The sequence below is a fragment of the Paracoccus sp. SY genome, from assembly GCF_002901215.1.
Taxonomy (GTDB): Bacteria; Pseudomonadota; Alphaproteobacteria; order Rhodobacterales; family Rhodobacteraceae; genus Paracoccus; species Paracoccus acridae.
Window position 1 is genome coordinate 1 of sequence record NZ_NWMQ01000012.1, and the last position, 13,782, is coordinate 13,782.

16 protein-coding genes are annotated in these 13,782 nt (G+C 60.4%); 7 read left to right on the plus strand and 9 right to left on the minus strand.

Features of this window, described 5'->3' with window-relative positions; genetic code table 11:
* Positions 1 to 196 (plus strand): hypothetical protein (locus CK944_RS23740; protein WP_205049022.1); only part of this gene is annotated, 196 nt, incomplete at its 5' end.
* 184 nt (positions 197 to 380) lie between these two features.
* On the opposite strand, the gene CK944_RS11165 is transcribed toward CK944_RS23740, so the two are convergent.
* Positions 381 to 1,274 (minus strand): LysR family transcriptional regulator, encoded by an 894-nt coding sequence (locus tag CK944_RS11165; RefSeq protein WP_103173148.1) that lies wholly within the window; start codon positions 1,272 to 1,274, stop codon positions 381 to 383.
* A gap of 111 nt (positions 1,275 to 1,385) precedes the next feature.
* Here CK944_RS11165 and CK944_RS11170 point away from each other — a divergent pair, with 111 nt between their 5' ends.
* The 4 genes from CK944_RS11170 to CK944_RS11185 all read left to right on the plus strand — a co-directional run bounded on the left by CK944_RS11170 (position 1,386) and on the right by CK944_RS11185 (position 5,081).
* Positions 1,386 to 2,417 (plus strand): D-cysteine desulfhydrase, encoded by a 1,032-nt coding sequence (locus CK944_RS11170; RefSeq protein ID WP_103173149.1) that lies wholly within the window; start codon positions 1,386 to 1,388, stop codon positions 2,415 to 2,417.
* A 149-nt stretch (positions 2,418 to 2,566) separates the two neighbouring features.
* Positions 2,567 to 3,298 carry an aspartate/glutamate racemase family protein gene (locus CK944_RS11175; protein WP_371411666.1) on the plus strand — a complete coding sequence of 244 codons (732 nt, stop codon included), beginning with the start codon at positions 2,567 to 2,569 and terminating at the stop codon, positions 3,296 to 3,298.
* Positions 3,299 to 3,436: 138 nt separating this feature from the next.
* Complete coding sequence (locus CK944_RS11180; RefSeq protein WP_239986043.1) at positions 3,437 to 4,336, plus strand: LysR family transcriptional regulator; 900 nt, start codon at positions 3,437 to 3,439, stop codon at positions 4,334 to 4,336.
* A 1-nt stretch (position 4,337) separates the two neighbouring features.
* The gene (locus CK944_RS11185; protein WP_103173152.1) at positions 4,338 to 5,081 is read left to right on the plus strand and encodes a sulfite exporter TauE/SafE family protein; all 744 of its coding nucleotides are present in this window, start codon (positions 4,338 to 4,340) and stop codon (positions 5,079 to 5,081) included.
* A 350-nt stretch (positions 5,082 to 5,431) separates the two neighbouring features.
* Here the strand turns inward: CK944_RS11185 and CK944_RS11190 are convergent, their stop codons facing one another.
* Genes CK944_RS11190 through CK944_RS11225 form a run of 8 tightly spaced genes read right to left on the minus strand, consistent with a single transcriptional unit; the run spans position 5,432 to position 11,625 of the window.
* Positions 5,432 to 5,746 carry an NIPSNAP family protein gene (locus tag CK944_RS11190; RefSeq protein ID WP_103173153.1) on the minus strand — a complete coding sequence of 105 codons (315 nt, stop codon included), beginning with the start codon at positions 5,744 to 5,746 and terminating at the stop codon, positions 5,432 to 5,434.
* Between the two features lie 22 nt (positions 5,747 to 5,768).
* Entirely contained in the window at positions 5,769 to 6,797 is a 1,029-nt protein-coding gene (locus CK944_RS11195; protein ID WP_103173154.1) for a YeiH family protein, read from the minus strand.
* Positions 6,794 to 7,462, minus strand: coding sequence for a fumarate hydratase C-terminal domain-containing protein (locus CK944_RS11200; protein WP_103173155.1), 669 nt, complete (start codon positions 7,460 to 7,462; stop codon positions 6,794 to 6,796). The genes CK944_RS11195 and CK944_RS11200 overlap by 4 nt, the downstream gene beginning before the upstream one ends.
* Complete coding sequence (locus tag CK944_RS11205) at positions 7,459 to 8,421, minus strand: fumarate hydratase (protein ID WP_103173156.1); 963 nt, start codon at positions 8,419 to 8,421, stop codon at positions 7,459 to 7,461. The genes CK944_RS11200 and CK944_RS11205 overlap by 4 nt, the downstream gene beginning before the upstream one ends.
* 34 nt (positions 8,422 to 8,455) lie before the next feature.
* Positions 8,456 to 10,216, minus strand: coding sequence for an L-aspartate oxidase (locus tag CK944_RS11210; RefSeq protein ID WP_103173157.1), 1,761 nt, complete (start codon positions 10,214 to 10,216; stop codon positions 8,456 to 8,458).
* Positions 10,217 to 10,220: 4 nt separating this feature from the next.
* Positions 10,221 to 10,565: a succinate dehydrogenase, cytochrome b556 subunit gene (sdhC, locus tag CK944_RS11215; protein WP_103173158.1), complete on the minus strand. Its 345-nt coding sequence runs from the start codon at positions 10,563 to 10,565 to the stop codon at positions 10,221 to 10,223.
* Positions 10,562 to 10,894, minus strand: a complete 333-nt coding sequence (locus CK944_RS11220) for a succinate dehydrogenase (protein ID WP_103173159.1) — start codon at positions 10,892 to 10,894, stop codon at positions 10,562 to 10,564. Before CK944_RS11220 ends, sdhC begins: the two co-directional genes overlap by 4 nt.
* 2 nt (positions 10,895 to 10,896) lie before the next feature.
* Complete coding sequence (locus CK944_RS11225) at positions 10,897 to 11,625, minus strand: succinate dehydrogenase/fumarate reductase iron-sulfur subunit (protein ID WP_103173160.1); 729 nt, start codon at positions 11,623 to 11,625, stop codon at positions 10,897 to 10,899.
* Between the two features lie 429 nt (positions 11,626 to 12,054).
* On the opposite strand from CK944_RS11225, the gene CK944_RS11230 reads away from it, so the two are divergent.
* Positions 12,055 to 12,828 carry an ABC transporter ATP-binding protein gene (locus CK944_RS11230; protein ID WP_103173161.1) on the plus strand — a complete coding sequence of 258 codons (774 nt, stop codon included), beginning with the start codon at positions 12,055 to 12,057 and terminating at the stop codon, positions 12,826 to 12,828.
* A complete protein-coding gene (locus CK944_RS11235; RefSeq protein WP_103173162.1) occupies positions 12,821 to 13,723 on the plus strand; it encodes an ABC transporter permease in 903 nt (300 codons plus the stop codon). Before CK944_RS11230 ends, CK944_RS11235 begins: the two co-directional genes overlap by 8 nt.
* Positions 13,724 to 13,782 lie beyond the last annotated feature (59 nt).

A 13,782-nucleotide genomic window follows, 5' to 3' on the forward strand; every position in this document is an offset into this window, starting at 1 on the left:
TCCGGCACCGGCATCTTGCCTTCCCGCCATTTGGCAATCTTCCGACGTTCTTCAAAACTCAGGTGCTGGTAGTGGGAAGCCATTCGTCAACCTCATGCAAATACCTGTATTACTCTGTCATTTGCACTTTGTTTGTGAATCCACCCTTGGCGGTCGTCAGGCTCATGCGAGAGAGTTCGACGTTCTACTTCCCTGAAACAACATAAGCAGTGGGCTTTGGGCCATGCGCGCGCCTGACCATGATGTCTGGCGGAGGCGTGGTTGCGGAACTCACTTTTTGAGGTAAGTTCCCCTACCCACTAACCTTATGCCAAGCGTTCGATCCCGACGTTTCCAAGCGCGTTGAAGCGGTTCATGAGTGGGCATGGGTCAGCTTGCGATCAGCTGCGTTTGGGGCTGACAATCGCCCGCCACACCTCTTCGGCGACAGAGGAGTGCGCGGCTCTGAGGCGGGCAGCCATCAGCTGCAAGGATTGCGCACCCCAGCGAGGGGTCAGATCTGCAAGTTGACCGGACACTATTTGCGCCCGCGCCAGCGCCTCGGGAACCCACGCCACCGCGGTCCCGGTTGCGGCGAGTTGCAGTGCCGCCAGCGTCAAGGCCGTCTCCGCTTTGGGTCGCAGGGTAACCCCGGCGATGCGGGACCTGATGTCATCGCGCAAGACGCGGCCGAAGAAGACCTCATCAGGGTAGGTGACGACTGGCAGCTCACCCCGTGCAATATCTGCCTCCAGCCCAGCGAGACACGATGCCGCAAAGACAGGGATCAAGCTGTCGAAGCCGATTGAGTGCAGTTCCACGAAGCCTGGCTCTATCGTCAGCGGCTGCCTGGACGTCGTGTAGAACAGCATGATGTCGGAATGCCGTGTCAGCAGTTGCATGTAACACTCGTCGCGATTGCCTGAACGCAGCCGAATGCCGATGTCATGCGATGCGGCGATACGCTGCACGAAGGCTGGAGCAATGGCGGTCGTAATTGCGTGCTGGCTGGCAATGACGACGTGCGTCCGGGCGTGGGAGTCGTCGCCTAAGGCCGCGGCCAGGCGGCGCAGCCGCAGCGCCAATTCGCGCATTTCCTGGTATTGCTCGAAGGCGGCGGGATGCAACTCGACAGGTTTCCGCGTGCGGTCGAACAGCTCGGTGCCAAGCTGATCCTCGATCATGCGGATACGGCGCGAAAAGGCGGATTGGGAAAGGTTGCGCCGTTCGGCCGCACGGATGAGCGAGCCGGTGTCAGCCACCGCGAGGATATCTTCAATCCATTCCAGCCGCATTATTTACCCTCATAATATGCTCATCTTGCATAGTGTTCGCTGAAATTCGCATTTGCAAGCGGCGCCATCTCGACGGATGATGCACTTGTCGTCACATCAAGGATTGCTCCTATGCTGCTGTCACGGTTTCCCCGTATCTTTCTGGCGCATCTGCCGACCCCGCTGGAACGGCTCGACCGCCTAACGCGAGAGCTTGGCGGACCCGAAATCTGGATCAAGCGCGACGACTGCACGGGGTTGTCCACAGGCGGCAACAAGACTCGAAAGCTTGAATTTCTGATGGCAGAGGCTGAGGCCCAGGGCGCCGAGGTGGTGATGACGCAGGGGGCGACCCAATCCAATCACGCCCGTCAAACCGCCGCTTTTGCCGCCCGAATGGGGTATGAATGCCATCTCCTGCTTGAGGATCGCACGGGCAGCAAGGATGCTGACTACAATCATAACGGCAACGTCCTGCTGGACCACCTGCATGGGGCCACGACCGAGACATTCGACGGCGGTCTGGACATGAATGCTGAACTGGAAAAGGCGGCAGACCGGATGCGCGCAAAGGGACGCAAGGTCTATACCATTCCGGGCGGCGGCTCAAACCCGACCGGGGCGCTGGGTTATGTCAACTGCGCCTTCGAACTGCTGGGACAGGCCAATGACCGAGGCCTTGTCATCGACCATCTGGTACATGCGACAGGAAGCGCCGGCACGCAGGCGGGGCTGATCGCGGGGCTCAAGGCGATGAACGCCCAGGTTCCCCTTTTGGGAATAGGCGTGCGTGCCCCCAGAGCCAAGCAGGAGGAAAACGTTTTTGCTCTTGCCCAAGCCACGGCCACGACGATTGGCGCAGCGGGCGCGGTGAAGCGCGAAGACGTGGTCGCCAACACCGATTATGTGGGCGACGGCTATGGTATCCCCACTCCCGGCGGGATGGAGGCCATTGCCATGTTCGCCGAACTTGAAGGCATCCTGCTCGACCCGGTCTATTCTGCCAAAGGGGCGGCTGGATTGATCGACTTGATCCGCAAGGGACGCTTCAAGAAAGGCGAACGGGTGGTTTTCCTGCACACGGGCGGCGCGGCCGCGTTGTTTGGCTATACTGCCGCTTTCGACTTCAGCGAGCGCCGCATTCAGGCGGCATCGGCGGCCTGAGCCGTGGCGCCTGCGTCCCGGTTCCAGCCACTTCACCCCGGTGCGCTGCCCCGACCTTCAGCGGGGCAGCCGCAGCCTTTTCGCTTCAATGACCGACACAAAGATCTTGTCCGCTTGTTCGAGGGCGCGTTGTGACGGCGCCGCGGCGGGTGGGAATCCTCGGAGGTATGGGACCGGAAGCAACGGTCCTCCTCATGGCGCGCGTGATCGGCGCGACTCCGGCACGGGACGACAGCGACCACATCCCCTTGATCGTGGACCAAAACCCGCAGGTCCCGTCTCGGATTTCGGCGCTGATCGAGGGGATCGGCGCCGATCCGGCCCCGGTTCTGGCCGCCATGACCCGCAGATTGAAGGACGCCGGCGCAGAGGCCTTGGCAATGCCCTGCAACACCGCCCATCATTACGCGCCCGCGATCCGCGCAGCTGTAAGCATACCGCTGATTGACATGGTCGCGCTCTCTGCCAAGGCTGCCCTGCAAGCCGGACACGGTGCAAAAATCGGGATCTTGGGATCACCTGCGATCCAACGCATTGGCCTGTTTGATACGGCGCTTGAGAAAGAGGGGATGACGGCGATCTATCCTGCCGATCAGACCGCGTTGCTGGCGGCAATCCGCACGATCAAAAGCGAAGGGGCGACACCTGCCGCACGCGCCGTTCTGGCAAGTGCGGCCAGCGATCTTGTCCGCCAAGGGGCAGCCGTCCAGCTTGTTGCCTGCACCGAGTTCTCGGTGATTGCCGATGCCGCCAGAGAGGAGGCTGACGTGATTGACACGCTGGACGTACTCACGACAGAAATCGTGCGTTTCGCGCGCCGTGGGGACCAACAATGCTTCGGCGGCCAAAACACGCATGAGAGTCGATCGAACCGGAGTTGATGGAGATGCACTGCCAATAGTACTTGCGCTTTACAGAAAAGCAGCAAATCGTAAGATCAGCTAATCAAAATGCAGCTTTTCTAACACTGGCTGTAAGACAATCTTCCACTTAACAAGGAAGCCAGCGTGTCTATCAGAATGCTCAAGACGCTGATCGCGGTAGCCGATCATGAGACATTTAGCGCAGCAGCCGATGCAGTATTCGTCACCCACGCTGCCGTTAGCCAGCAGATGCGCACGCTCGAAGCCCAGTGGCAGGTCGAGATCTTCGACCGTTCCACAAGAACACCGGAATTTACGCCTATAGGACGTGCTCTGCTGGCTCGGGCACGCGAAGTTGTCCGCGCCTATGACAACATTGTCCCTTCGGTGCTTGGTGATGACGGACTGAAGGGCGAATTCACCCTTGGTGCAGTACCCACATCGCTTACGGCCATTGTCCCGTTCTCGACCGCGCTGCTGAAAGCGAACTGTCCTGAACTTCATGTCAGGCTGTTTCCGGGCTTGACGACCCATCTGGTTCACCAACTTGAACGAGGGGCCTTGGATGCGGCAATTACGTCGCGGCCAGGGATCATGCCGCTGGGGCTTCTATGGCAGCCACTTGCGCGCGAGGAGATGATTTTGATCGCCTCCCGCAAGGTCAAAAGCGACGATCCGGTCCAGGTGCTGCAATCCAACCCATTTATTCGCTTCTCGCGCGATGCCGTGGTCGGCACGCTTGTGGAAAAGTGGCTGGAGGATAACGACATCACCGTGCGCGATACCATGGAACTGGCAAGCCTTGAAGCAATCTACGGCATGGTGCTGGCTGATCTCGGCGTGTCGATCATTCCCGAACCTTGCATGAAGGTTGCCAACCAGCCGCCCCTGCGCCGCATTCGCCTTGCTGAAGACGGTGGCCCCGTAAGGGAACTTGGCTTGACCTACCGAAAGGACAGCACGAAGATGCGCGTCATCGAGGAAGTTACTGCAGCTATCGAGCGTGCATTGCAGATTGGCACGTTCTCCCCCGAAGCGATCGCGCAAGCCGTCTGACATGAGCATCGAATTTCTTGCCGTCCTTCTGGCGGGCGCATTTGCAGGTGGGCTCGTCAACGGCCTTGCAGGCTTTGGCACAGCACTTTTCGCGCTTGGCTTTTGGCTCCAGGTCTTGCCGGCGGCGCAGGCCGTCGCCATTGTGGTTGTCATGTCCGTGGTCAGCGGCTTGCAGGGGCTATGGACCGTACGCAGCGAGATCCGGCGCAACCCTGCAAGACTGGCTCGTTTCCTGATGCCGGCGCTGATGGGGATACCGCTGGGGGTAGGTCTGCTGTCACTCGTCAGCGCGACGATGCTGAAGATCGTGATTGCGACGTTCATGCTGCTTTACGGTGGGTTTTTCCTTATCCGCCGCTCTCTGCCGCGCTTCGAGCGGAGTACGCCGGTCCTGGACAGCTTTGTGGGGTTCGCTGGGGGAATTTTAGGCGGTGCGGCATCGCTTTCAGGGGCGCTGCCGACCATGTGGTGCGCCATGCGGCCCTGGCCAAAGGGTGAAACTCGCGCGGTGCTTCAACCCTTCAATGTTGTCGTGTTGGCCCTTACAGCGATGCTGTTCCTGCTGAATGGGCTCTACACGCCACAGACCTTGATGCTGATGGCAATTGCCCTGCCGGTGACGATGATCGGCGCGCAAGTGGGGCTCGTGATCTTTCGGCGGCTTGCGGACGATCAGTTCCGTTTCCTGCTGATCTTTCTGATGTTCACCTCGGGCGCGATCCTGGCCTTACGAGAGATGGTGTGACACGCCGCCGAGGCTCTGTTGCACAAATCCTGAGAGGGATTCATCCGGTGAGTTCAGTTTGACAGCTGGTCGGAATGAGCAAACCGACACCGCGACCTACAAGACCAGAAACTGGCCCGCCTATAACAAAGCGCTCAAGCGTAGGGGTTCTGAGTTCCAGGTCAGGGTCGCAGTCCTGAACGGCTTCACCACGCTGGAACACCCATCACACATCCCGCAGGACAGGTCCGTCCGGGGAAGAGGAGCGCCCAGCCCTCGGCCGATTGTGCATCATAGCCCACCTCCGATAGAAATGATCAAGGGCGGCAAATTGCTTTGCCGCCCCTGTCCGTTGATCCGTGTGCCAGTCGTCATACCGGATTGTAGAACGGCGCAGGGATCAGGATCTTGTTCTCTATGTGATCCACCAGCGGGCGCATCTGTACCGCATAGGCCTGCCATTCATCAGAAGCCTGCAGCGCCTTTCGACGTTCCCAGCGGTCGTCCATGCTGTCATAACCCCACATGTGGACCACCTGATTAAGCGGCCCGATGTCGGTGAAGTAGTAGCCCATCATCTTCCCGAGGATACGCGTCTGCACGGCCAGCCCCTCTGCCTCATAGAGCTTGAGGAACTTTGAGACATTCCCGTTCTTCAGGGTATAGGTGCGCATGTCTATGAACATGGGTCGGTCCTTCCGGTCGAGATCAGATGTGGAGCAGCAGGATTGCGGCCAGCGCGAAACCAGCGAGGATGGCTGTCAAACCGCACACCATCGCGATCGCGCGGGGCCCGACTTCGGCCAGCTTGCGCAGCGAGGTTTTCATTCCAAGAGCCGCAATGGCCGTGATGAGGCACCACCGCGACAGTTCCAGCAGCAATGTGGTTACCGCTTCGGGGATGAAGTCGGTGCTACCGATAAGAACCAATGCTGCAAATCCCAGGACAAAGAAAGGAATGGGCAGCGTGCCGCCAGGTGTGGCGCCTGGGTGGCGGGCAAAGCATAGAGATAGGGTAACAACCACAGGCACCAGCAGCGCGACCCGCAACAGCTTGACAAATGTCGCGGTGGCTCCTGCCTCGTCCGAGACCGAATAGCCGGCGCCTACGACCTGCGCCACATCATGGATCGTAGCACCAAAGAACACGCCCATAGCGTGGTCCGACAGGCCCAGCGCCGCGCCGATCATTGGATAAACGATCATGGCAAGGGTTGAGAGCGCCGTCACGGCGATGACTGTGAAGACCGTATCTCGTTCATGGTTGGGGTCGTCCTTGGGAAGGACAGAGGAGATCGCCAGCGCCGCCGAGGCGCCACAGATCGCCACTGCCCCGCCAGTCAGCAACCCGAAGGGTAACGTTCGCCCAAAGATGCGCGCCAGCAGGACGCCCGAGCCAATCGTCAAGGCGACGCCCCCCAGCGTGATGCCGACAACCGGCAGTCCTGCCGCAGCGATCTGCTGGACGGTAATACCAAGACCGAGCAGCGCCACGCCGAAGCGCAGCACCTTCTTCGAAGCGAACTCAACTCCCTGCGCGGTCGTCGTGTTCGGCTCGGCCAGAAAGCTAAAAGCCATGCCCAGCAGCAGCGCCATCAACATGACCGGCGCGCCATAATGTTCCGAGATGAACTTCGCCGCCAGCGCGACGGTCACGGCCGAGACGATGCCTGGGAAAAGCTCGCGTCCCCGCTCCAGCACCCGGCCAGGCACCTGCGTCACATCGGCGGCGGTCATCCGATCAACTCGTCTGCCCGATTGTCCGTCTCGCCGAAACGCTTCAGTACCGCTGGCTTGGTGCCTTCATAGACGCGCTCCAGATTTTCGGAAATCTTGGCGTTCTCGCGTTCGAACAGACAGTTGCCCTCAAGGTCCGAGGCGACAAGGAACGGTCCCATTCGGTTGCATTTCAGCACCCACATGGCTTGGGCCAGACCCAGTTCTTCGTGCCAGTGGACCGCCTCGACATTCTCGACCCCGCGACCAAGAAGCGCGCCGGTGCCATAGCCGACGGTGGACAGGTAGATGGCACCGTTTGGAACAAAGTATTCCTTGTAGTCCTTTGATGACATGCCGCCCTTGCCGACGATCAGCTTGGCGCCCGACTTCGCAATCCATTCTGGAAGCCATTTCGTGAAACGGAAGCTGGCCGTGGCTGTCACTGCGCCCATGTCGAAGCTGCCGTCCTTGCGGATGCTGGCGGCGGGCGAGCAATGGAAGTTCGCCGCGCTTTGAGACGGCAACTCCATCGGGATATTCGCCTTGTCCTCCAGAGCGCGCATGTAGACGCCCTCGCGCGCCGTATACATCAGCCCACTGAGATAGACGATGTCACCCAGCCGAAGCGCTGCGATCTCCTCGGGGGCGGGGGTCGTGGACAGAACGACTTCGCGCAGTTTCATTCGGCGGCCTCCAGTGCGGGTTCCTTGTTCCACTCGACCGTCTCGCGGCGCTGATATGGGGTAAACCAGTCTGGATCGGTGCGATGCTCGACCCGGCCATCCGCGAAGATACGGGCCACAGCGCGGCGCGAGGACAGGCAGAAGGCATGGACCGACATCTGCATCCCGCCAGTGTGGCAGTAGCCGACCTCGATATGGGCATCGATAACCATGTTCTTGCCCACGAAGCCCATTGCGCCCATGCCGATCGAGTTGCCGAGTTCCTTCAACTCCTCCTCCAGCGCGGCAATACGAGGGTCGGCATTGCGGTCGCCCACCGTGCGCAGGCAGGCCGCCCGCTTGCCCAGCACCATGCAGGTGTCCTTGCAGCCGCCCAGGCCGATCCCAATGATCGCCGGCTGGCACGCCAAGCCGCGCTTGCCGAAGGCCACAAGACTGTCCAGATAGAAGCGCTTGATCCCCTGGATACCATCGGAAGGGAACAGCATCCGGTAATCCGTACCGAATAGCCCGCCCTTGTGGACAGTGATGAGGTCGATCCACTCGCCCTCGGGCTCGTAGCCGTATTCGATTTCAGGCGCACCGATGCCGACGTTGTTGTCGTGGTCCGTGCGCCACAGGGGATGTACGCGGTTTGGCCGCAGCGGCACCGACTGGGTGGCGTTGGCGGTGGCCCGCCGCAGCGCCGCTTCCAGGGCAACGGGGCCGCCCTCGACACGGGCATCGTTACCCATCTTTACATACCAGCGAGGGGTTCCGGTATCCCCGCACATCGCCCGGCGATCCTGTTTGGCGGCCTCGTAATTTTCCAGCATCGCCTGAAGCACGAAGGACGACAGGTCGCCATCCTCGGTTCGGGCAGCACTCTTGAGGCCGTGGAGATAGTCCTCGGGGATCTCAATCGCGGCCTTGGCCATCAGATCTTCGGCAGTGGATTGGATGAGTTTGATGGGGATCACGTCTTTTCCTCCTGAAACTGGCATGGGCACGGCACTACTCGGCCGCGAGCAGCGTTTCGGGCTCGCTTTCGGGCAAGATGGTTTCGCCGGGGCGGACGATCGTAAACTGGACGTCCTCGCGTGTCAGGGTCAGCTCGCCCCCGCGCATCTGCGCCAGTGTGAAATACGAGCTTTCCATGTCACCCGGTTCCGGAAAATCTTCCCGGAAATGGGCGCCACGAGAGTTTTCGCGCAGTTCGCCCGCACGCGCGATCACAGCCGAAATTTCGGTCAGCGAGGCCACGTTCAGCCAATCGTGCCAAGTCAGGTTGAAGGCCAGATTCGAGGGATCAACGCCGGTGTCCATCAGCTCGGCTTGGATCTCTGCAACCCGGCGCTGACCGCGTTCCAGTCCTGCGCCGGTCCGCATGACACCCACGTCCTCCCACATCGCTTCCTGCAGTTTGTGGCGCAGGCTTTGCACATGGCCCGGCTTGCGGGTCAGCGGATGGATCGCCCGCTCAACCTCGGCGGCGAGTATGTGCTCATCAGGCTCGCGTAGGCCCATGCGGCGGACATCCATGCCCATGACGTCGCCCGCGACCCCACCGAAGACGGTGGAGTTCGCAACGCCGTTCCCGCCCAGCCGGTTCGATCCATGCGCCCCGCCCGCGTCCTCGCCGGCGACATACAGCCCCTCCATTGCGGTGCGGGTGTCGGGATCGACCACGACGCCGCCCATGAAGTAATGCGCCGTCGGCACAACCTCGACCTTGCCCGCGGCCAGGTCGAAGCCGCAATCGGCGCAGCGCTTGACCATGCCCGCGAATTTCTTGCGGACATTTTCCGGGCCCAGATGGCCCATCGAGATGAACATGCCGACCTGTTCGGGATTGTTGTTCTTGCGCATCTCGGCATAGATGCCACGGCTGACCACGTCGCGCGTCGCACGCTCGCCCCGCGAGTCATAGTCGAACATGAACCGCTCGCCCCTGGCGTTCAGAAGCTGGCCGCCCGCCCCGCGCAGCCCTTCCTCCAGCACGGTGCCAGTCATGCGGGTATGATCGCCCGCCAAAAGGCCGGTCGGGTGGAACTGGACCATCTCCATGTCGCGCAGCGGCAGGCCGACCCGCAGCGCCATCGCCAGCCCGTCCATGGTCTTGTCGCCCGAGGGAGTGTGATATTTATACATGGTGGGACCGCCCCCGGTGCCCATCATCACGCATTTCGCGCGAACAAAGCGGAAGCGCCCAGTCCGCATGTCGATGAACAGCACCCCGGACAGCGATGCGCCATCGGGCGTGGGGACCAGGCCAATAGCACGGTGTTCCTGCAGTTTCTGGATCGGGCGCGCCAGCACATGCTCCATCAGGCGGCTGATGATCTCGATACCCGTCAGGTCGCCCTTGTGGACAGTGCGGTCGGCGGTCTGGCCCGCGAAGGCCTTCTGGTGCAGCGTTCCGTCCGCGTTGCGGTCGAAGAAACAACCGATTTCATTTTCAAGCTCGGTGATGCGGACCACAGCCTGCTCGCACAGCCGCCAAGCCATGTCCTGATTGGGCAGCCACTTGCCGCCGTTGATCGTGTCCATGAAGTGCCGCTCGACGGTGTCGCCGCCGCCAAGCGCAACGTTGTAGCCGCCCTGCACCATGCGGGTGCAGCCGCATTTCCCGATAAGCCCCTTGACGGCAAGGGTGATGCGGGTGCCGGCAGGCGCGGTCTGCTGGGCATGAAGGGCTGCGAAAAGCCCAGCCCCGCCTGAGCCGAGGATCAGAATATCGGTTTCTTCGCGTTCGATATGGACGTTCAGGGACATGATTTTACACCGCTCGCAAAAGGAAAGTGCCCGAGATCAGGAAAGCCCCGGCGACCGAAGCCGCGGCCAAACTCTTTTGACGCGCGGACCAGGGCAGGAATTCCAGCGCGAGCAGCCGCAGCCCACCGAAGAAGTGGATCGCAAGCAGGAAGACCAGTCCGAACTCGGCGACCTTGACGAGTGGGTTCGCCGCAAAACTCAGGAAGTGATCGAGGCTCTGCGGTTGCGTTACGGCCATCGACAACACGTAGAAATGTGCTGGCAGGAAGAGCGCGAGCCCCAGCCCCGACACACGATGCAGCATGTAGGCAAGCCATAGCGGATGTTGGCGATGCGGCTTGAATTTCACAGCATTGTCACGGCCATTACAGCCCGCGCCCCCATCAGAAGCAGCACGATCCCCGTGCCCCAGGTGAAGATTTCAAGCCATCCGCCGCGAAGCCCGGTCGTTTCGTGGACGATCACCCGCAGCCCAATGGCGGCATGGATCGACACGGCCAAGACGAAGCTGCCGTAGAACAGGAACCACAGGATGCTGCCCTGCGTGCGGCCCAGTATCTCGGCCGTCGAAAGCCCGCCCTGGATCGCGTAGATCATGACCGCGATATGACCCAGCACCAGCGGCGCCATCACCATCGCGCTGAGCCGCTGCGCCATGTAGAGACGAAGGTTAAGCATCGTCAGGCGCTCCGCTTGAAGAAGGAAGACGCAACCGCACGCTTCAGGCCAGCGATAGCGCCGAGGGGATCGAGTTCATTCGGGCAGTAGCGTGTGCAGCTTCCCTGCGTGTGGCAGTTCAAGCACCCGTCAGAACCGGAGACCGCGTCAAGGATCGCACCTCGGTCCTGCACCTTTTCGTCGTTATAGAGTGTCCATGCCCGCTGCAGGGCTGCGGGGCCAAGATAATCCTCGTTTCCCGCCACCGTGTCGCAAGCTGCGTAGCAAACAGAGCAGTTGATGCATTCAATGCCCTTGTTTGCCTCAACCCGGCCAGAAGACTCCGGATTCACTTTCTGGATCGGCTCTTCCCTCGTACGCGACGGGCGATGAACGCCGCCTGCCTTGACCCATTTGTCGAAGAACGGGTCCATATCGGCGGCCAGATCCTTGATGACCGGTAGGTTCCGCAGCGGTGCGATCTGAAGCCGGTCGCCATCCAGCACCCGGCTGACATGGGTCCGGCAAGTCCAGCGCGGCTCTCCGTTCACCATCATGGCACAGGAGCCACACATTCCGACACGGCAGGCATAGCGATAGGTGAGGGTGGGATCGGCGGATTGCTGGATCCACGTCACGACGTCTAGGACTGTCTGGCTATCCTGTGCAGGAACATGGAAGGTTTGAAAGGCACCGCCATCTTCAGTACCTCGCCAGACCGAAACCTGCAGGGTCTTTTCATTTTTACTCACAGCGCACCTGTTGGCTGGACCTTTCCACCCAACTAACTCGAGAGAACGACTAACACAAAATCCTAAAATCTAACCTAATATGTAATTTTTTCTTACATGTTGAGTGGAGGATAGCCAAATCGCAGCAAACCGCCGAAAAATAAGTGTTCTCTAAAGCCCAACCGACTTGTAAGAAATTTTTTACATAGTCATTAGAATTAATGTATTTTATTAAAATAACCTATCCGATACCTTCTCCCTGAGGCACTTCGTCCAATCACGACACCTGTGCCTGACGACGACGAGGAGAGGTGCCAAGGAAGGATTTCCTGCTATTCGGATCCGCGATCAGGCGCCAAGGCATCTGCTGCAAGCTTGGCCTGCGGACTACCAGCAACGACCGCGCATCGTTCGGGAGGCGATGTGCCAGCCAGACACCAGGGAGGAACCATGCAGCCAAATGAGCCGCTGCTCGCAGTCGAGGGCGTGACGCTCCAGTACAAGACGCCGCAGCATCTGATCACAGCAACCTATCGCGTCAGCTTCGACGTGCATCAGGGCGATCGCTTCATTCTTCTGGGTCCTTCGGGGTGCGGAAAGTCCACGTTGCAAAAGGCGGTGGGTGGCTACATGACCCCTACCGAAGGCGAGATGAGGCTCAAGGGTCGCAAGATCACCGAGCCTGGCCCGGACCGCATGATGGTCTTCCAGGAGTTCGACCAGCTTCTGCCGTGGAAGACTGTCAAGCAGAACGTCGCCTTCGCCTTGCAAAGCGCCAAACGGATGTCACGCCGCGAGGCCGAGGAGAAAGCCCTGCATTACGTGGACAAGGTCGGCCTTTCGAAATTTGCCGACAGCCACCCGCACATGCTGTCAGGCGGCATGAAGCAACGCGTGGCCATCGCACGCGGCATGGCGATGGAACCAGACATCCTGCTGATGGACGAACCCTTTGCGGCCTTGGATGCCCTAACCCGGCGCAAGATGCAGGACGAACTGCTGAAGCTGTGGGATGAGACCCGCTTCACCGTCCTGTTCGTCACCCACTCGATCGCCGAAGCGATCAAGATCGGCAGCCGTATCCTGCTGCTGTCCCCCCACCCCGGCCGCGTCAAGGCAGAGATCAACAGCACGACCGATCCAAAAGAAGCCGCAGAGCTGGAACGCTATATCCACGAGACGCTCTTCGCCCACGAAATCCAGGAGGAGGTCGAACATGTCTGAAGCCATCGCAATCGATTTTAGCCAGCGGGCCACAAGCAAGCGTGCCGAGATCTTCAACAAGGATGTCGAAGGCGGAGGAGAGGAGCTGACGGTCATCAATCAGAAGCTCTCGACCTTCGAAGTGCTCTATCGCGAACCAGCGCTGCGCAAGCTCGTGATTCTGGTGGTCCTGGCCTGTATCTGGGAAATCTACGGCCGCACGCTGAACAACGAACTGCTGTTCCCGACCTTCACCGCAACGGCCAGTGCATTCTTCAGCTCCTTGATTAACGGCACCCTGCTGGCGGCGGCGTGGGTTTCCCTCAAGGTCCTGCTGATGGGTTATGCGATCGGGATCGGGCTGGCTGCGGTACTGACGGCGGTGGCGATTGCCTCGCGCATCGGAACTGACTTCCTGGAAACGATGACCTCGATGTTCAACCCGCTGCCCGCCATCGCGTTGCTGCCGCTTGCACTGATCTGGTTCGGCTTGGGCAATGCCAGCCTGATCTTTGTGCTGGTTCATTCGGTAACCTGGGCAATCGCGCTGAACACCCACTCAGGTTTTCTGGGTGTGTCCAAGACACTGAAGATGGTTGGACGGAACTATGGTCTGAAGGGCTTTGCCTTTATCACCAAGATCCTGATCCCGGCGGCGTTCCCATCAATTCTGACTGGTCTGAAGATCGGCTGGGCGTTTGCATGGCGAACCCTGATCGCGGCCGAACTGGTCTTCGGCGTATCCTCAGGCTCCGGGGGCCTTGGCTGGTTCATCTTCGAGAACAAGAACATGCTCGACATCCCGATGGTCTTTGCCGGCCTTCTGACCGTGATCCTGATAGGCCTGGTGGTCGAGAATCTCGTCTTCCGCACGATCGAGCGCCGCACGATCCAGCGCTGGGGAGTACAGCACTGACATGCGACGACAGGAGGCCCCGCCTGCGTGGGACCTCCGACATTCGCCGCAAGGGCGGC